We start from the raw sequence: 18,153 nt of genomic DNA, 5'->3' as shown, positions 1-18,153 counted from the left end.
GCGCCCTGTGGCCCTGATAATGCGCTACAGGACCTGGCTGCTGTGCCTGCTTGTACTCACGGGCGGTGTAGTGCTATATCTGGCAGAAAGTGAGCGCTTCGAGCGCAGCGAGGCGCTGAGTGGCTACGAGCGACAGTTGCTGCGGCTAGAAACGCTGGCGCGGCAGCAAGCTTTGCCGAACTTCAAGGCTATCGAAGATGCTCAGGCCCGCAAGCTGCTCTTCTTCGACTATCTCGCTCCGCTGGTGCAGACAGCGAACAATGTACTGGCCTTCCAGGCTCGAAAACTGAGCCAGATTGGGGCCACGTTCCCCGCTGTCGATGCCGACGCTACGCAGACCACAGTCCTGGAGCCCGATGCACTCGTTTATGTCAATTTGCTGGCAGAGCGCTATCTTCGCGATGCCGGCAGTCCGATGTTCAACCCAGTCGAGCTTGCCCAGCTTCATGAGCGCCTGAAGGCATTGGAACAGCGGCTGCTACCAGTACCAGCTTCGCTCCCCCTCGCCCAGGCCGCGATAGAGTCAGCATGGGGCACGTCCCGTTTCGCGCGAATGGGAAACAATCTTTTCGGTCAGTGGTGCTTCCAGCAGGGCTGTGGCATGGTCCCCCGTGCTCGCCCAGCTGACGGGGCACACGAAGTGGCCTCCTTCGCCTCGGTTTACGATTCGGTCGTGGCCTATCTGCTGAACATCAATGGCCATCCCGCTTATACTGATCTTCGGGCCCTGCGTGTTGCCGCCATCGAGGCTGGTCAGGCCCCGGATGGTGCTTTGCTTGCAGAAGGGCTGGTATCATACTCCCAGCGTGGGCAGGTGTACGTTGACGAAATCAGAACACTCATCAGAAACAACAAGCTCTCCCGGTACGTTCACTCCCAGGAACGTGGCGCCCGCCAGGTCAGGACTCTGATCCGCGAACTGCAGGCGAATCTGAAGGAGGCAGAAGGAATCCAAGGCGAATGAGGCAGCAACTTATGTTCTGGAAGAAAAAAGACAATACAGCGGCAGAGACCGTGACGCCGGCTTCAGCCAGCAGCGCCCTGCTGAGTGAAAAAGAGAATAAAGAGTTCGCCAAACGATTCGATCCTTCCCGCCTGTGGCGAAAGATCATCGGTTCTGGCCGGAAGGCCGGGTTTCAGACTATCGAGCTTGCCCTCACCCTTTACTACACCGCTCGCGCTCCGGAAACACCTGTGTGGTGTAAAACCGCCATCTATGGCGCCCTCGGCTATTTCATTTCGCTGGTAGATGCGATTCCCGATTTGACGCCGGTGCTGGGCTACACCGATGACGTTGGCGTCATGCTGTCAGCACTGGCGATGCTATCCGCTTATGTCACCCCCGAAATTCGAACCAAGGCCCGCAAGCAGGCCATCAAACTGTTGCCACAGGACGTCACTCCGGAGCCTGCTGATGCGCCCGGGGCTGATTCGCCACAACAGGCACTCGACCAATCCAAACCTTAACCCGACCACTCTCATGAGGACGACACAGGCATGACCCGTCTTATCGGCCATATCAAAGGCTCGATCATTTTTACGACCATCGCAATCAACACAACGCTTTGCGTGATACCAATGTCGGTCATGGGTGTTATCAAGCTCGTTACCCCGCCAAGCCGGTTCCGGATCGGCCTCACGAAAGCTGCCATAGCCTTTGCCGATTATTGGGTACGCGTGAACACCCTCTTGCTCAATAGCTTCCACGACATCAAGTGGGACGTCCGCAATCATGCTGATCTGAACACGAAGAACTACTATCTGGTCACGAGCAATCATCAGTCCTGGAGTGACATAGTGGTCCTTCAGACAGTGCTCTCCGGAAAAGCGCCTTTTCTGAAGTTCTTTCTGAAGAAGGAACTGATCTGGGTGCCAGTCATCGGCATCGCCTGGTGGGCGCTCGACTTCCCGTTCATGAAGCGCTACACCCGGGAGCAGATCGCAAAGAACCCGGCCTTGGCTGGAAAGGATCTCGAAACGACTCGCAAGGCCTGTGAACACTTTTCAGATACGCCAACGGCCATTTTCAACTTCCTGGAAGGCACCAGAAACACACCTGAGAAACACGCCCGGCAAAACTCGCCCTATCGTCACCTGCTCAAGCCGAAGGCCGGTGGCATCGCCTTCGTAATCGGCGCAATGGCTGACCAGCTCGACACCCTGCTCGATATTTCACTGCATTATCCTGGCGAACACATCAGTTTCTGGGACCTGCTCACCGGGCGCCTCGATCATGTGGTGGTGGATATTCGGGAAATCAGGATTCCGCAGTCATTCAAGGACAAGGATTACCAGAACGATCCCGAATTCAAGGCTGAATTCCAGGCCTGGGTTGCCCATATCTGGGAAGAGAAGGATGACAGGCTCGAAGCCATGAAGAAGGGCTGACGAGCCCTTTCCATCTCAAATCGTCAGACATAAAAAAAGGAGCCTCGCGGCTCCTTTTTAATGACATCCTCATCACAACAGATTCTGCCAACAGGCTCTATCTGCGACCGGAACGTCTCAGTGCTGACGGGGTGAACTCGTTAGAGCTCTGCTTGTTACCCCACTCATATGCATTTTCGATCTCGTTGTTCAGGCCGAGCACAAGATATCTGCCTGACACGAGGTCGTAGATAGCCTCTGCGGTATACCAGGGTACCATGACGTCGTAGTAGTAGGTCGCATGGCCTTCAGATGAGCGCCACAGATCTCCGCGTCCGTCATATTGATCGACGAGAGCGATCTGCCAGGTATCTTCATCCACATACATGACGCGCTTGGCGTATATGTGTCTTGCACCCGGCTTCACATTTCCTTCTATCACGTGAACACGATGCAGCTCGTAACGAGCCAGATCCTGATTCAGGTGGCCTGCCTTGATGATATCGCTGTAGCTCTTGTCCTTGTCCATCAGACCGTAGGAGTTGTAAGGAATATACATCTCGCGCTTGCCGAGGTACTTCCAATCGTAGCGATCGGGCGCACCACTGAACATGTCGAAGTTGTCTGTCGTTCGCAGACCATCCGAAGCGGTACCTGGTCCGTCATAGGCCACCTGGGGCGCACGACGCACACGGCGCTGACCTTCGTTATAGATCCACGCACGGCGTGGCTCCTTCACCTGATCCAGCGTTTCGTGAACCAGCAGTACGTTACCTGCCAGTCGAGACGGTGAAGTTATTTCCTGCTTGAAGTAAAACAGAATGTTGGGGTCCACGGTTTTCGGATCGAAATCGGTGAGCTCTGTAACATAGGACAGATCCTCCACGAACTCGACCGGCGTGAAACTGCCATTGGCCAGCGGTGTCATCTGCGTTACGCGTCGCGACAGTGAGCCTGCCCGCCAGCGCGTAATGTGGTTGAAGATGACCTGAATACCTTTCTCTGAATCGGTCCCGTGCAGAATCGGGAACGGCACAGAGGTGTCGTATTCAGTAATACCGTTCTTGCTTTCAGACAAGGAAACCGTAGTGGCATTCTTGACGGCCGCTTCATAAACGCGCTCTTCGAACACAGCATTTCTGTGTGTCGGATACACGTTGATGATGTATTCGCCAGGGTATTTTTTCAGCATGGCCAACTGGCCAGCAGACAGCTGATCCTTGTACTGATCGGCGTTCTGATTGTTGATTGTGAGGGTCGGCTTTTCATCAGCGAAGGGGCTGATGTAATTGTCACCATCGAAACCAGCTGGCGCAGGCGTCTTCTCGCCCGTCCAGGCTGGAATCGCGCCGCCATTGCCCGCTTTTTCAGCGCCAAGCCTGGTCAGCGTGTCGCCTAGTTTCGCCGCTTCCGCTTCAGACACTGCAGCACTGGCATTGAAAGCCGCCAGTGAGAAACAGAGCATGCCTGCGGTCAGACCTGTTTTCGTTAACTCTCTAAGTCTCATTCAATTTTCCTCGATCAGCGGAACAATCCTGTTCCGCCTGATTATTATGCTTGTATGGTTGGTTCCCAGACTAGTGACTGCCGCACGTATCAGAATGAAACTGACACTGATGCATCGATGGAATCACGGTCGCCGACGCCGCTATATGGTTCACCACCGATACGGGCAGTGTAACCAACCTGCGCAGTATACTTGTTCATATATACCGCTCTCAGGTCCAAACTGGTAGTTACCTGTCCTTCACGGAAAAGGATCGGGCCATAGCCATATACGTCATGTGACCAGGAAAATATCGGTGACAGGTTCACGCCAGCAAAGGCGTCGTTGTAGTCCAACGAGGCACGCATGCGGTAACCCGCTGAAAGCGCGGTAGTAAAGCCTTCATTTTCACAGAACTTAGGATTGTTGTTCGAACCACCTTCACAGGGGACGACCACATTCGGATTCTGCTGTGGGCCAACACCAAAGGTACTGTCACGACCGAATCGTGATTCATCATCATCCGGAAAACCGTGCAGATAGGTTGCACCAAATTCCGTCACAAAGCTGAGTCGGCTTGCGCCGAGCACCTGATCGAAGAACTTGATGAAGGTGACCTGCGCTTGAGTCATGCCAAACTCTTCATACCCTTGAATCTTGCCACCAGGCGAATATTCATCACCGAAGGCACTCAAAGGCACTCCATTTGGATCGACACCATTCAAGCTGGCCAGCGTCAGTTCAAAACCGTTCTTCTGCACAGGCATATCGGGTCGGTGACTGATCTCACCACCGATCGACCAACCGTTTTCGGTACTGGTGCTGAAACTGATACCGAACAGATCGATCGCTTCAGGGAACACTACCTGATACGCCCCGAAGGGCTGGCCCGCTGCAGGGTTGTTGCCCACGAAGTTGACGTAAGGCAGCGTGCTGTTGGTGCGATAGTAGAAGAAGCCAAGCTCGGTATCGCCAAGCGCCGCTGCATACCAGCGCACTGCCGCGCCGAACATACCGTCGTTATCCGGCTCTTCGTCGCCAAGTCTTTCATTGTACAGACCCTGCTGCAGCACCAGAGTCTCTGGCACTTCACCTGCGATCAGGATAGGTCCGCAACCATCGGCGACGGTATCGTTAGTCGAGTAGAAAGTTCCGCAAGGGTCGACCTGGGTCTTTTCCCATTCAAACTGATAAAACGCTTCGACCGTCACATCAGCCGTGAGACCGATGGAGGTATACAACATATTGACCGGAAGCAGTACGTCCTTGACTTCAGCGCCTGGTGAACGGGCAGCCGAGAAGTCGAGTGGGTTGATCGAGTTGATACCACCAAGGATGAAGGTACTCTCACCCCAGCTCAGCACCTGCCGACCAAAACGGACGTTGATGGGCACTTCGCCAGCGTAGAAATCACCCCAGACATAGGCATCGAGGAAGCGAACGTCAGAACCAGCCTGATCGAGCGTGTCATCGTTCAATGGGCGCGTCTGACCAAGCGGGTCAGCGGGCCGGCTTTCATCCATCAGCTCTCTGTCGTAGAAATAGCGCAGACGGGTGAAGCCACCGAAGTTCTCATAACTCATGAGCAGATCGGTGGTGCCTTTGACGACCTTTGAAAAGGTCTTGCCCCGATCGTAGTTCCAGTTACCGTCGTCGGTATTGTTGGTTGAAGAACCAGTAGTGCTGCCCTTCCCTATGCCAGGCAAACTGCCTTGGGCCAGGTAGTCCTTATCACGCTTTTCCACACGCCAGCTGGCACCTGCTGTCAGCGTTGTGTCGAGAGAGCCTTCGATATCACCGAGATAGAACTGGAACGCCTGAGCCGGCATTGAGAGGGAGGAAGCTGCAGCAATAGCAGCCGATAGCGCAGTCCATCCGAACCGACGCTGGGAATGTTTTATCATCGAACGCTACTCCATTATACTTTTTTTTACTGGATCGTAATTCCAATATAGACCGTAACGCTGTTTTTCTCCAAGCCAAGAAAAAAAATTTCTGAACTTAAAAATACAAGGACTTGGCGCACGATTGTATGGTACTGGGCTGAGACTCCCTACACTACTGCACGTTGGCACCCGCAGCGTGTACAATAAGCCCGAATCAGGCCTGCAGACTTTTTGACTATTGACGACGCTTCTGCTCAGGCCTGCTAACTGCGTCACAGCGCAAACGCTGTAGACTGCGGCTTTTCCAAGAGAATTCCGAGCTGGAGACACATTGAATGAGTGAAGTATTGATAGTGGCAGGTTGCCGTACCGCCATGGGCGGTTTTCAGGGCGTACTGTCCGGCTGTTCCGCGACCAAACTCGGCGCTGACGCTATTCGTGAAACAGTACGGCGCGCACAGATCGATCCCGCCTCGGTTGATGAAGTCATTATGGGCTGTGTACTGCCAGCTGGTCTGAAACAGGGTCCAGCCCGTCAGGCCATGCTTCAGGCAGGTCTTCCGAACTCCACCGGCGCGACCACCATCAACAAGCTCTGCGGTTCTGGCATGAAAGCCGTGATGCAGGGCCACGATGCCATCGTTGCTGGCTCCAGTTCACTGGTCATCGCTGGTGGCATGGAAAGCATGAGCAATGCGCCCTACCTACTGGAGAAAGCCAGAAGTGGCATGCGCATGGGTCACGGCAAGGTCATGGACCACATGTTCCTCGATGGTCTGGAAGATGCCGAAAGCGGTCGACTCATGGGCTCGTTCGCTCAGGACGTCGCCGACCAGTACAAGCTGACCCGTGAAGCCATGGACAACTACGCCATCGAATCGCTGAAACGAGCCAACTCGGCCATGGAAGCCGGCGATCTCGACGCGGAAATCGTACCGGTGACCATTCAGACCCGCACTGGTGAAGAAACTGTCAAAAGTGATGAACAGCCATTGACCGCTCGTCCGGAAAAGATTCCTGGTCTGCGACCTGCTTTCAGCAAGGACGGCACTATCACGGCAGCGAACGCGAGTTCAATCTCGGATGGTGCTTCATCACTGCTGCTGGCCAGCCAGGATGCGGTCACAAAGCATGGCCTGAAACCAGCGGCCAGAATAGTGGCCCACACCACGCATTCGCAGGCGCCAGGTGAATTCACCATCGCGCCGATTGGCGCCATGAAGAAGCTGTTCGAAAAAACTGGCTGGAGCGCAGATGACGTTGACCTCTACGAAATCAACGAAGCCTTTGCCATGGTGACCATGCTGGCCATTCAGGAACTCGGGCTTGATTCGGCTAAGGTCAATATCAGCGGCGGCGCCTGTGCCCAGGGCCATCCTGTTGGCTCCACTGGCTCACGCCTCATTGTGACCCTGATGCATGGCCTGCAGCGCCTCGGCAAAAAGCGCGGCATTGCCAGCCTGTGCATTGGTGGCGGTGAAGCCACCGCTGTGGCCATAGAGCTGCTCTAAACCCTACCCTCTCGCCCAGCCAGGGCATGGCCGGCCGCAGCGCCCGTCATGCCTTGTGCTCGGCCGACAAGTAATCCTGCGACTGCATTTCAAGCAACCTGCTTTCAGTTCTGTCGAATTCGAAGCGTAGTCGCTGCCCCTTGTAGAGTTCGTATATTGGCGCTGCGGCTGAGAGAATCAACTTCACCCGACGATCGTAGAACTCGTCTACCAGATTGATGAAGCGGCGGGCCTGATCTTCGATCGCTGTGTCGAATATCGGCACGTTACTGATAAGAATCGCATGAAACTCCCGGGCCAGCTCGATGTAGTCGTTCTGGCTGCGCGGCCCATCGCAGAGCTCTCTGAACTCAAACCAGACGACATCGTCACAGCGTTGTCGGGCCTGAAGATAGCGGCCGTTGATGCTCAATGCCACGCCATGTGTCCCACAGTCCATCGCCAGCGCCTTGTAGCTGGCCGCAAGCGAAGTCTCGGCTTCGGCATCCAGTGGCGAGTGATAGAGCTCCGCCTGCTCCAGAGTTCTCAATCTGTAGTCCACACCTCCGTCGACATTGACGACTTCCGTATGCTTGTTGAGCAGTGCGATGGCTGGCAGGAAGCGTGCCCGCTGCAGTCCGTCCTTGTACAGGCCGTCTGGCACGATATTCGACGTGCAGACCAGGCTGACACCCCGTCTGAAGAGCGCCTCGAGCAGGGTCGCCAATATCATGGCATCACCAATGTCGCTGACGAAGAACTCGTCGAAGCAGATGACCCTGGCGTCCTTTGCGAAATTATCGGCGACGATCTCGAGCGGGTTCTCGGTACTCTTGAGCTTGGTGAGATCCCGGTGCACCCGCTGCATGAATCGATGGAAGTGCACCCTCAATTTCCGTTCGAAGGGTAGACTGTCGTAGAAGGTATCCATGAGATAGGTCTTGCCACGGCCAACACCGCCCCAGAAATAGAGACCCCGCTCCGGCTCGGTCTGCTCCTGCCGGCTACTGAAGCGCTGTTTGATACGCCCGAAAACCGAAACCTTCACCTCTTTTTGCGCCTCTTCACGAGCTTCGGCCGCTACGAGACGCTCATACAGATTCTGCAGGTGAACTACGGCGTTTTCCTGCGACGCATCGTAGCTGAAGCCTGCCAACTCCAGATCCTGGCGGTATTTCTGCAGGGGTGCTAATGTACTGCTGGACATCGCTTTGAAGGTCCTGTTTGCTGGTGTGGTGGGCGAACATCGCTGCACGGGCCGACGTTCTGGTCGACAAGCGCGAGCCGCGTATAATACCCTACTTTGAACTCATCTTTGAGCACTAAAAGGATCCTCTATGACTCCTTTCTGGATCGCGGTCAGCGTAGCCGTCAGCTTCGCTGTGGGCCTCCTCATCGGCATCGTATTGCACAAGACTGCCAGCCCCGGCAGTACCAAGCGACGGCGGCTCGAAGGCCAGATGGATCAGATGCGTGATGAATACGTGCGCTACCAGGCCGACGTAACACATCACTTCAGTGAAGCCGCCCAGTTGATCAAACGACTCAACAAGGATTATGAGAGCGTGATCACCCACCTCACCAAGGGTGCGAACAAACTGGCTGGAGAAGCCGACTTCGACAGCAGCGACCTGCTCAGACAAGTCCGCGCCAACAAGGCAGATTCTCCAGACGACATCGACTACAGCAACACTGAAAATCTGCGTGAACGGCTGCGGTTGCCGCCTGACGTCGCCATCGAAGGCTATGAGGGTCTCGGAATGGAGGCTGCCCCTAGCTCTGCTGCGGCCTCAAGCTCGTCAGATCGTTCGGGCGCCAGGAAAAAGTCCAATAGTCCGGGGCAACAGAAGGCTGCTTCCAAGCCAGAACCGCTTCAGGTACCTGGCACGTCGACAAGCTCGATTCAGGGCGTGAGAGTAGCGCAAAAGCATGTAAAGACAGTCGATTATGATGAGCAGCACGTCGATGGCTATGTTGAAGCGCCTCGTGACTACGCACCGAGACGAGGGCCAGAGGACAACGGCACGCTGACTGAAGGTTACAATCTCAGCCGTGACGACAGCGAGCGCGACCTGCGACACTAGGCCGCTCAGAGCTCAGACAGGGTTGCCGAGATCGAAGAACCTGGCTTCCAGTCCGAATTCGGCCGCCAGTGCTGAACCGAGTGCCTGTACGCCATAGCGTTCAGTGGCATCGTGGCCAGCAGCATAATAGACAATATCGTTTTCCATAGCGGCATGGTAGGTTGGCTCGGAAGCTTCGCCGCTGATGAATGCGTCCATGCCCAGCGCGATGGCATCGTCAATTGCACTCTGGGCGCCTCCCGTACACCACGCCACCGTTTCTATCTGCTTCTCGGCATTGCCCAGCAGCAGCGGCTTACGCTGCAGCTTCTCTTCGATATGACGCGCAAAATCGTCTGCCCGGCAAGGCGCGGCCAGACGCCCACTCCAGAGCAAATCCTGTACGCCAAGCAGGGCTTGCATGGCTTCCACTTCCAGACCTAGCACAGCAGCCAGCCTGGCGTTGTTACCGTATTCTGGATGCATGTCCAGAGGCAGGTGATACGCAAACAGATTGATGTCGTGGTCCATGAGCGCCTTCATGCGTCGGTATTTCTGACCAGTCACCGTCAGCGGCTCGTTCTTCCAGAACCAGCCATGATGCACCAACAGCATGTCAGCGCCCCAACGCGCGGCTTCATCGATGAGCGCCTGCGATGCAGTGACACCCAGCATGACCTTGGCAATCTGCGTACGCCCTTCGACCTGCAATCCGTTCGGACAATAATCCTTCACCAACTCCGGCTTGAGTACTGCGTTGAGCCAGGCTCCTACCGCCGCACGTTCAACCATCGCCACTGTTACCATCCCTCAGATCCTGATAGGCCTCGATAAGTGCCCGCATCATCTGTTCGTTTTCATGGGCCTGTCCCACGGTGAGCCGCAGGCAGTTTTCAACCAGCGGATGCGCACCATGCAGACATTTGATCAACACGCCACGCTGCTTCATCGCCTTATGAAGGCGAGGCGCCAGCGCCTCGCCGGACGTCGTTGCAGCAGTGTCGGGAGCCGACTCATCGAGCACCCGGATGAGTACGAAGTTGGCTTCACTGTCGAACACTTTCACCCAGGGTAACGCTGTCAGCTGATCCTGCAAGATGGCGCGATAGCCTCTGAGCGCCTCAGTCTGCGCCATAAAGAGCTCATAGTGCTCAAGGGCAATCTCGATAAAGAGCTGAGAGAATACATTGATGTTGTATGGCAGTCGGGCCTTGTCGAACTCCCTGACCCAGGCCTCGTGGCCAAACAGCATGCCGAAGCGGGCCCCAGCCATACCAAGCTTCGACAGCGTTCGCAGGATCAGCACGTTCTCGAAGCGCTGCTCAAGTCCAATGGCGCTATAGTCAGTAAAGGCCTCATAGGCTTCGTCGATAACCAGCAAACTGCCACTCTCGCGGCACTGTTCCGCCAACTCGACCACCGCTGCCTGTGAATAGGCCACGCCTGTCGGATTGTTTGGCTGCGCCAGAAAAACGAGACCGGGTCGCTGCGATCGGACTACTTCACTCATGGCGGCAAGATCGAGACTGAAATCTGACTGAAGCGGCACACCAATGAAACGGCAGTCCAGCAGATGGGCCAGATTCGCATACATCACGAAGCTGGGCACCGGTGCGACCACCACGCGATTACTCGGCGCGATAACGGTAATCAGGAGCTGAATCAACTCGTCCGAACCGTTGCCGAAGATCATGGCGGTCTCGTCGTGAACACCATATAGCCGACGCAATTGCTGCTCGATCTTCTGCGGATGCGGAGAGGGATAGCGATTGATCTCAAGCGAGGCTAGCCGTGCGCGAAAGGCCTCATCAACGGATGGCGGCAGCGGGAAGCTGTTCTCCATCGCGTCCAGCTTGAGGAGACCTTTCGAGTCCTGTACATGATAGGCACCAACTGCCCTCAGGCGTTCAGGAATCAGGGCTTCTATAAGACCAGTACGCTTTTGCGAGCTGCTTTCCGGTGAATATTCACTCACTGTCGCTGTCCTGTCTGGCCACCGGCATCGCCTTCTACACGATACTCAGCTGACCGAGCGTGCGCAGTCAGCCCTTCTGCCCTGGCCAGCACACTGGCGACGCGTCCCTGAGTGGCTGCTCCCTCCGCTGAAAAATTGATGATGGAGGAGCGCTTCTGGAAGTCGTAGACACCAAGCGGACTGGAAAACCTCGCCGTACCTGAGGTCGGCAGGACGTGGTTAGGTCCAGCGCAGTAGTCGCCGAGCGCCTCTGGGGTATAACGTCCCATGAAAATTGCCCCAGCGTGACGGATGCTGGTGAGAAGACGTTCAGGCTGATCAACACAGAGCTCGAGGTGCTCGGGGGCAATCATATTGACGACTTCGATGGCTTCGTCAATGTCAGTGCAGAGAATCATGCCCCCACGTGCCGCCAGCGACTTCCGAATGATATCCGCGCGCTCCATCTCGGGCAGCAGGCGTTCAATTGAAGCGGTCACGGCATCGAGCAGCGCCTGGCTATCACTGATCAGGATCGACTGTGCATCTTCGTCGTGCTCGGCCTGGGAAAAGAGGTCCATTGCGAGCCAGTCTGGATTGGTCGCCGCATCGGCGACGACACAGATCTCCGAGGGCCCTGCTATCATGTCGATGCCCACCTTTCCGAAGACCTGTTTCTTGGCTGTGGCCACAAAAATGTTGCCAGGGCCGGTTATCTTGTCCACTGGTCGAATGGTGTCAGTGCCATAGGCCAGCGCAGCGACGGCCTGGGCGCCACCAACTGTATAGATCTCATCAACACCCGCCACCAGCGCAGCCGTTATGACGACATCGTTGATCACACCATCTGGGGTCGGCACGGTCATCACGATGCGCTTTACCCCGGCAACCTTTGCCGGAATGGCGTTCATCAGAACCGACGACGGATAGGACGCCTTGCCTCCGGGCACATAGATACCTACCGAATCCAGTGGGGTAATCTGCTGACCAAGCACGGTGCCGTCGGGCTCGGAATATTGCCAGGAAGGTGCTGCCTGACGCTCGTGATAGCTACGGATGCGCGCTGCTGCGGCTTCGAGCGCCTCTCGCACTGCTGGGGCGGTCTGCGCGGCATGGTGCGCCAGCTGTTCGGGTGTGATCCGCAGCCGGGCAGCATCCCTGAAATCCAGCCGATCGAAACGACTGGTATATTCAAGCACGGCTGCATCACCGCGTCTGCGTACATCCGCGATGATATCGGCCACCGTATGCTCGACGGCCGAGGTGTCTTCCGCAGATACATTGAGGAGTTCATCAAGTTCAGCGGCGAAATTCGCATCGCTGCGCGTTAACATTCTCATGACGATAGTCTCTTGCAGATAAACTCAGGCTGATTGCTTTCTGTTCTGAACTGCCTCGCCCAGGCGAGCAATGAGTGCCTGCATGGCCGCCTGCTTCATCTTCATCGCCGCACTGTTGGCTATAAGTCGCGAGCTGACGTGACAGATCAGCTCTCTGGCCTCAAGGCCGTTGGCCTTGAGCGTATTGCCGGTGTCGACGATATCGACGATTTCATCGGCCAGATTGAGCAGCGGCGCCAGTTCCATGCCCCCATACAGTTTGATGATATCCGCCTGAATGCCACGGCTGGCATAAAACTGTTTGGCGAGCGTGACGAATTTCGTGGCCACCCGAACCCGACCACCTTCGGGCCGGGGGGCCCCGACCTTGGCCGCGGTCATTAAACGACAGCGGGCGATATCCAGATCAAGTGGCTCGTACAGGCCTTCACTGCCATTTTCGAGCAGGACGTCCTTGCCGGCCACACCGAGATCAGCGGCGCCGAAGCGCACATATGTGGGTACATCGCTCGCTCTGAGCACCACTAGTCTGACATTGTCATGGTTGGTGTCAAAGATCAGCTTCCGGCTTTTGGAAATATCCTCGGCCGGGGTGATGCCTGCAAATTCAAGCAGTGGCAAGGTGTCATCCAGGATTCTGCCCTTGCTCAGCGCAATCGTGATCTGTTCACCATTCAACATTCGCTTACCCGTTCAATTCTTGCGTTCAGCCCCTGCAATTTCTGCTCTATGCGTTGATAACCGCGATCCAGATGATAGATACGATCGATACAGGTCTCGCCTTCGGCGACAAGCCCGGCGATGATCAGACTGGCAGAGGCCCGCAGGTCGGTGGCCATGACCGGTGCGCCAGTCAGACCAGCCAGTCCGGTCACCAGGGCGGTATGCCCTTCCACGCTGATACTTGCGCCCAGTCGCTGTAGCTCCTGAACGTGCATGAAGCGATTCTCGAAAATGGTTTCAACAATCTTGCTGGTGCCTTCAGCGACACAGTTCATAGCCATGAACTGTGCCTGCATATCCGTGGGGAACGCAGGAAACGGTGCGGTCCTGATACTGACAGCCCGCGGGCGGTTGCCCTTCATGTCCAGCGTGATGCTGGTATCCGAAGTGGAGAGGTGTGCACCTGCCTCCTCCAGCTTGAGCAGAACGGCTTCCAGACAGGCTTCGTCGGCGCCGTGAACAGTGACCTGCCCCCTGGTAGCAGCCGCTGCACAGAGAAAGGTACCGGTTTCAATCCGGTCAGCCTGGATGGCGTGATGACAACCCTTCAGCTCGGCGACGCCGTTGATCTCGATCGTGGCGCTGCCATGCCCCTTGATATCGGCGCCCATGGCCAACAGGCACCTGGCAAGATCAACCACCTCCGGCTCTCGAGCGGCATTTTCGAGCACCGTACGACCGTCAGCCAGACAGGCAGCCATCATGAGGTTTTCAGTCCCGGTAACGGTAACGGTGTCGAAGTAGATATGCGCACCGCGCAAGCGCCCCTGCCGACTCGCCTTGATGTAACCATTGTCTACTGCAATGGTGGCACCCATCGCCTCGAGGCCACGAATGTGAAGATCGACCGGCCGACTGCCAATGGCACAGCCACCAGGCAGGGAGACTTCCGCATAGCCGAAACGCGCCAGAAGAGGGCCCAGCACGAGAATACTGGCCCGCATGGTCTTCACGAGGTCATAGGCGGCGGTATAGTTGTTCACTTTGGAGCTGTCGAGCTGCAGCCGCCCTTCGCCCTGCTCTTCCATGCCCACGCCCATCTGCTGAAGCAGCCTGGTCATGGTTCGAATATCGTTGAGCTGCGGCAGATTGCTGAGCTCAACCAGTCCGGAAGAGAGCAAGGCTGAGGTCAGTATCGGCAGTGCAGCATTCTTTGCGCCGGAGATGGTGACCGCACCATTCAGCGGCACCCCGCCCCTGATTCTTAATTTGTCCATATGGGCCTGGTTCTGATCTCAGGTGTTCTGGGCTGACCATTCAGTCGGCGTGTAGGTTTTGATGGTCACCGCGTGCACGGTACCGTCTGCTATGAGTTCGTTCAGCTGCTTGTATACAAACTGCTGTTTCTTGACGGCGTTGAGATCTTCGAACACTTCGCCGATCACCGTGACCAGAAAATGATAATCATCACCCCCGACTTTGACTTCGCAATCGCTGAAGCGGGGCTGGAGATAGTTTTCGAGTTCTTGAGGCTGCATAAATGGGGCTCCCATCCTCTAGGAATGCGTTGCGAATGAAGCAACACGGGTCAATGTGCTGACGTTGAAAACGGGGGAGTATATCAGATGCCGGGGCGAGCGGCAGTGCAAAGGCTGTGCATCAGGCCAGCGGCAGGACTTCTTCGAGACCGCTGACCTTGGCGAGATCGTGCAACTTGCCGGAAAGCCCTTTGAAACGGAGTGACCTGTCATGCTTTGCTGCCGTATCGAGCCAGCGCACCATCAACGACAGGGCAACGCTCTGCGCAGTCTTCACCCTGCTGAAGTCGATAATGACATCTCGAGAGTTCGCCGAGGCAAGGAAGGCTTTCCCTTCATCCAGCAAGGCAACCGCCGTGTCATTATCTATATCGCCAGCAATTTCCGCGTAGGCGCTATCGCCAAAGCCCTCGGGCGGTGTTTCACGGACGCTGAGTCCTGCGCTTGCTGCTGCCACAGACTTACTTTGACTCCTGAATGCGCTCTTCTTCCACAGTGGATGTCCAATTGTCGATGACCTGGTCGATATCACCACGATACTGGCTCATCAACTGTTCAAACTTGTCACGGAAGGCCAGCCCGATATTCACACCATTCACAATGACGTTCTCCAGCAGCCAGCCATTCTTCTCGCTGTTATACATTGAATAGGTCACGGGGTACTTGTTGCCAGATTCAGCGACAACTTCAAGGTTCACAGAGGCTCTGTCTTTTGCCCGCGGATTGACCTCGGCATCCAGCACATTGATGTTGAACTGATCGGACTCGACAAGGGTCTTGCCATAGGCATTGAAGAGACTTTTCTTGAACACCTCCACGAAACGATCCTGCTGGGCATCACTTGCTTCACGACGATAGCGTCCCATGATGCGGGCTGAAATGCGCTTGAAGTCAACTGACTCAACCAGCGCCCCGTGCATGATTTCATAGAACTTTGTCTTGTCTTCATAATAAGTCTGGCGCTGATCTCTCAGCTGGTCCACGAGGCGCTCGGTATCCTTCCGCACCTTGGCCATGATCTCGTCTTCCACACCAGCCTGCGCCTGCACAGAGAAAAGGGAAGAGAACATCAGCATGACTGCGAGGCCCAGCGACAGCACCGGAGATCGCTCCGAGGCCATGCTGCTAGATGTCTGTTGAAATACGCTAAGTGTCTGGGTCATCTGCCAATATCCTTCAGTAAACCGGGAGGTCGAATCAGAGGTTGCTGGTTGCAAAATTGCTGATCAGCTTTTCGAGGTTGAGTGCGCTCTGGGTACTTTCAATGTAGTCGCCGTCGGCCAGCGTATCCGGATCGCCACCGATGGCGATGTTGAGATACTTTTCGCCAAGCAGTCCAGCCGTGCTGACCACAGCCACACTGTCACGTGAAATGTAATCTACGTCGGCATCAACCTCCATGGCTACCCGTGCTTTTACCGACTTGGGGTCGAGCTCGATGTCTGTGATCTGGCCTATCGTCACGCCAGCCATCGACACCTTGCCCCGCTCTCGCAGACCACCAATATCGTTGAACTCGGCATACAGCGTGTAGGTCGATTCAGCCGGGCTGAGACTCAGGCCGCTGATTCGTATCGCCAACAGGAATAGCGCTCCGATACCCAACAACATGAACAGACCAACGCCGATTTCGACAGTTCGAATTTGCATTTACAGATCTCCAAACATGACGGCAGTCAAAATAAAGTCCAGCGCAAGCACGCTGAGAGAAGAATACACCACCGTGCGGGTAGTCGCCGCACTGATACCCTCCGAGGTCGGAACCGAATCATAGCCCTGATAAACAGCGATCCAGCTGCATACGAAACCGAAGACCAGGCTCTTGATCACACCGTTGAGAACGTCCTCTCTGAAGTCGACCGAGGCCTGCATATTACTCCAGAACGATCCTTCGTATACGCCCAGCCAGTCGACGCCGACCATCATGCCGCCCCAGATACCCACCACGCTGAAGATGGCGGCCAGTATGGGCATGCTGATAAATCCGCCGATGAGGCGAGGCGCGATGACATAACGAAGCGGGTCGACACCCATCATTTCAAGGCTGCTGAGCTGTTCCGTGGTTTTCATGAGGCCGATTTCGGCCGTCAGCGCGCTACCTGCCCTGCCAGCGAACAGGAGCGCAGTCACTACCGGCCCGAGCTCTCGCACCAGCGTGAGCGCAATCATCTGTCCAATCGCCTGTTCAGAACCGTAATCCACGAGAATGGTATAGCCCTGCAGGCCAAGTACCATGCCAATGAACAGACCACTGACAATGATGATCAGCAGCGACAACACACCGGTCTGCCAGATCTGCTTGGCGAGCAGCGGGAACCCCTTCATCGTGGGCCAGTTCCACAGGGTCTGCAGCAGAAACAGACCCGACCGGCCAAAGGACGACAGAGAGGTCAGTCCGGCATGGCCCAGCTGCTGAATCTTCTGAAAGAGCAGACTAAGCATCTGAGCCACCGACAGACAGCAGGTCGTCCTTATAGTCCTTCGCTGGGTAATGGAAGGCGACTGGCCCGTCCGGCAGCCCATTGAGGAATTGCTTCACGAATTCATTGCCCTCTGTTTTCAGATGCTCCGGTGAACCCTGCCCCATCAACTTGCCATCCGCGATGATGCAGAGATGATCAGCAATGCTCATGGTTTCCTGAATATCGTGAGACACGAGAATGGTGGTCAACCCGACGGCATCGTTGAGCAGGCGAATCAGCTTCACGATCACAGCCATGGCGATCGGGTCCTGCCCGGTGAAGGGTTCATCGTACATGATGATATCCGGGTCAAGCGCGATGCTCCGCGCAAGGGCGGCCCGCCGCGCCATACCACCTGACAACTCGCTCGGCATCAGATCACGCGCACCTCGGAGGCCGACAGCATTAAGCTTCATTAATACAATATCGCGGATCATGTCGTTGCTCAGCGCGGTGTGGGCGCGCAGGGGAAAGGCGACATTCTCAAACACGTTGAGGTCACTGAACAGGGCACCCGACTGGAACAGCATGCCCATGCGGGTTCTCATCTCGTACAGCCGCGACCGCGACATGTCATTTACGACTATGTCATCAAACACGACCCGGCCACTTTCAGGTTTGATCTGGCCACCGATCAGCTTGAGCAGCGTGGTCTTGCCGGTGCCACTGGGGCCCATGATGCCGGTAATCTTGCCACGCGGCGCATGCAGACTGATGTTGTCGAAGATCAGCCGATCGCCACGGCGAAAGCTCATGTTCTCGATACTGACGAGATGCTCTTGTGACAGAACGCTCACTCCTGATTGAATTCGAGGCGGGAAGATATATTTCCTGATTCTGATACACTAACGCGAAAGCCGATACGGCCCAGGACATCTTTTACAATTTCTGCAGCGGCAACCCT

General features: G+C 55.9%; 19 protein-coding genes. 5 read left to right on the top strand and 14 right to left on the bottom strand.

The features are described 5' to 3' along the window. Positions 1-19: 19 nt before the first annotated feature. Genes ABD735_RS16500 through ABD735_RS16490 form a run of 3 tightly spaced genes read left to right on the top strand, consistent with a single transcriptional unit; the run spans position 20 to position 2,388 of the window. Positions 20-964 (top strand): glucosaminidase domain-containing protein, encoded by a 945-nt coding sequence (locus tag ABD735_RS16500; protein WP_344808477.1) that lies wholly within the window; start codon positions 20-22, stop codon positions 962-964. Further along, positions 961-1,467 (top strand): YkvA family protein, encoded by a 507-nt coding sequence (locus ABD735_RS16495; protein WP_344808475.1) that lies wholly within the window; start codon positions 961-963, stop codon positions 1,465-1,467. Before ABD735_RS16500 ends, ABD735_RS16495 begins: the two co-directional genes overlap by 4 nt. A 30-nt stretch (positions 1,468-1,497) precedes the next feature. After that, complete coding sequence (locus ABD735_RS16490) at positions 1,498-2,388, top strand: 1-acylglycerol-3-phosphate O-acyltransferase, YihG family (protein ID WP_344808473.1); 891 nt, start codon at positions 1,498-1,500, stop codon at positions 2,386-2,388. A gap of 97 nt (positions 2,389-2,485) precedes the next feature. Here ABD735_RS16490 and ABD735_RS16485 read toward each other — a convergent pair whose 3' ends face one another. Then, positions 2,486-3,874, bottom strand: coding sequence for a DUF1329 domain-containing protein (locus ABD735_RS16485; protein ID WP_344808471.1), 1,389 nt, complete (start codon positions 3,872-3,874; stop codon positions 2,486-2,488). 89 nt (positions 3,875-3,963) lie between these two features. Beyond that, the gene (locus ABD735_RS16480; protein ID WP_344808469.1) at positions 3,964-5,757 is read right to left on the bottom strand and encodes a DUF1302 domain-containing protein; all 1,794 of its coding nucleotides are present in this window, start codon (positions 5,755-5,757) and stop codon (positions 3,964-3,966) included. Between the two features lie 317 nt (positions 5,758-6,074). Here ABD735_RS16480 and ABD735_RS16475 point away from each other — a divergent pair, with 317 nt between their 5' ends. Next, complete coding sequence (locus ABD735_RS16475) at positions 6,075-7,250, top strand: thiolase family protein (RefSeq protein ID WP_344808467.1); 1,176 nt, start codon at positions 6,075-6,077, stop codon at positions 7,248-7,250. Between the two features lie 46 nt (positions 7,251-7,296). On the opposite strand, the gene zapE is transcribed toward ABD735_RS16475, so the two are convergent. After that, positions 7,297-8,436, bottom strand: coding sequence for a cell division protein ZapE (gene zapE, locus ABD735_RS16470; RefSeq protein ID WP_344808465.1), 1,140 nt, complete (start codon positions 8,434-8,436; stop codon positions 7,297-7,299). Between the two features lie 130 nt (positions 8,437-8,566). On the opposite strand from zapE, the gene ABD735_RS16465 reads away from it, so the two are divergent. Beyond that, positions 8,567-9,313, top strand: coding sequence for a Z-ring associated ZapG family protein (locus ABD735_RS16465; protein WP_344808463.1), 747 nt, complete (start codon positions 8,567-8,569; stop codon positions 9,311-9,313). A gap of 12 nt (positions 9,314-9,325) precedes the next feature. Here ABD735_RS16465 and ABD735_RS16460 read toward each other — a convergent pair whose 3' ends face one another. The 11 genes from ABD735_RS16460 to ABD735_RS16410 all read right to left on the bottom strand — a co-directional run bounded on the left by ABD735_RS16460 (position 9,326) and on the right by ABD735_RS16410 (position 18,004). Further along, positions 9,326-10,099, bottom strand: coding sequence for a Nif3-like dinuclear metal center hexameric protein (locus ABD735_RS16460; protein ID WP_344808461.1), 774 nt, complete (start codon positions 10,097-10,099; stop codon positions 9,326-9,328). Then, the gene (gene hisC, locus ABD735_RS16455; protein ID WP_344808459.1) at positions 10,077-11,267 is read right to left on the bottom strand and encodes a histidinol-phosphate transaminase; all 1,191 of its coding nucleotides are present in this window, start codon (positions 11,265-11,267) and stop codon (positions 10,077-10,079) included. The genes ABD735_RS16460 and hisC overlap by 23 nt, the downstream gene beginning before the upstream one ends. After that, entirely contained in the window at positions 11,264-12,586 is a 1,323-nt protein-coding gene (hisD, locus tag ABD735_RS16450; RefSeq protein ID WP_344808457.1) for a histidinol dehydrogenase, read from the bottom strand. Before hisD ends, hisC begins: the two co-directional genes overlap by 4 nt. A gap of 24 nt (positions 12,587-12,610) precedes the next feature. Next, entirely contained in the window at positions 12,611-13,267 is a 657-nt protein-coding gene (hisG, locus tag ABD735_RS16445) for an ATP phosphoribosyltransferase (RefSeq protein WP_344808455.1), read from the bottom strand. Next, positions 13,261-14,526: a UDP-N-acetylglucosamine 1-carboxyvinyltransferase gene (gene murA, locus ABD735_RS16440; RefSeq protein ID WP_344808453.1), complete on the bottom strand. Its 1,266-nt coding sequence runs from the start codon at positions 14,524-14,526 to the stop codon at positions 13,261-13,263. The genes hisG and murA overlap by 7 nt, the downstream gene beginning before the upstream one ends. An 18-nt stretch (positions 14,527-14,544) precedes the next feature. Further along, positions 14,545-14,787, bottom strand: a complete 243-nt coding sequence (locus tag ABD735_RS16435; RefSeq protein ID WP_344808451.1) for a BolA family protein — start codon at positions 14,785-14,787, stop codon at positions 14,545-14,547. A 121-nt stretch (positions 14,788-14,908) separates the two neighbouring features. Then, entirely contained in the window at positions 14,909-15,244 is a 336-nt protein-coding gene (locus ABD735_RS16430) for an STAS domain-containing protein (RefSeq protein WP_344808449.1), read from the bottom strand. Between the two features lie 4 nt (positions 15,245-15,248). Continuing rightward, the gene (locus ABD735_RS16425; protein ID WP_344808447.1) at positions 15,249-15,950 is read right to left on the bottom strand and encodes an MlaC/ttg2D family ABC transporter substrate-binding protein; all 702 of its coding nucleotides are present in this window, start codon (positions 15,948-15,950) and stop codon (positions 15,249-15,251) included. 34 nt (positions 15,951-15,984) lie between these two features. Beyond that, on the bottom strand, positions 15,985-16,437 hold the full coding sequence (mlaD, locus tag ABD735_RS16420; RefSeq protein WP_344808445.1) for an outer membrane lipid asymmetry maintenance protein MlaD: 453 nt from the start codon (positions 16,435-16,437) through the stop codon (positions 15,985-15,987). Beyond that, a complete protein-coding gene (gene mlaE, locus ABD735_RS16415; protein ID WP_344808443.1) occupies positions 16,438-17,229 on the bottom strand; it encodes a lipid asymmetry maintenance ABC transporter permease subunit MlaE in 792 nt (263 codons plus the stop codon). After that, complete coding sequence (locus ABD735_RS16410) at positions 17,222-18,004, bottom strand: ATP-binding cassette domain-containing protein (RefSeq protein WP_344808509.1); 783 nt, start codon at positions 18,002-18,004, stop codon at positions 17,222-17,224. The genes mlaE and ABD735_RS16410 overlap by 8 nt, the downstream gene beginning before the upstream one ends. Positions 18,005-18,153 lie beyond the last annotated feature (149 nt).

Source organism: Allohahella marinimesophila (assembly GCF_039538005.1).
In the GTDB taxonomy this organism is placed as follows: Bacteria; Pseudomonadota; Gammaproteobacteria; order Pseudomonadales; family Oleiphilaceae; genus Allohahella; species Allohahella marinimesophila.
The sequence above is the reverse complement of the archived record's forward strand: the minus strand, read 5'-3'. Positions and strand labels throughout refer to the sequence as shown.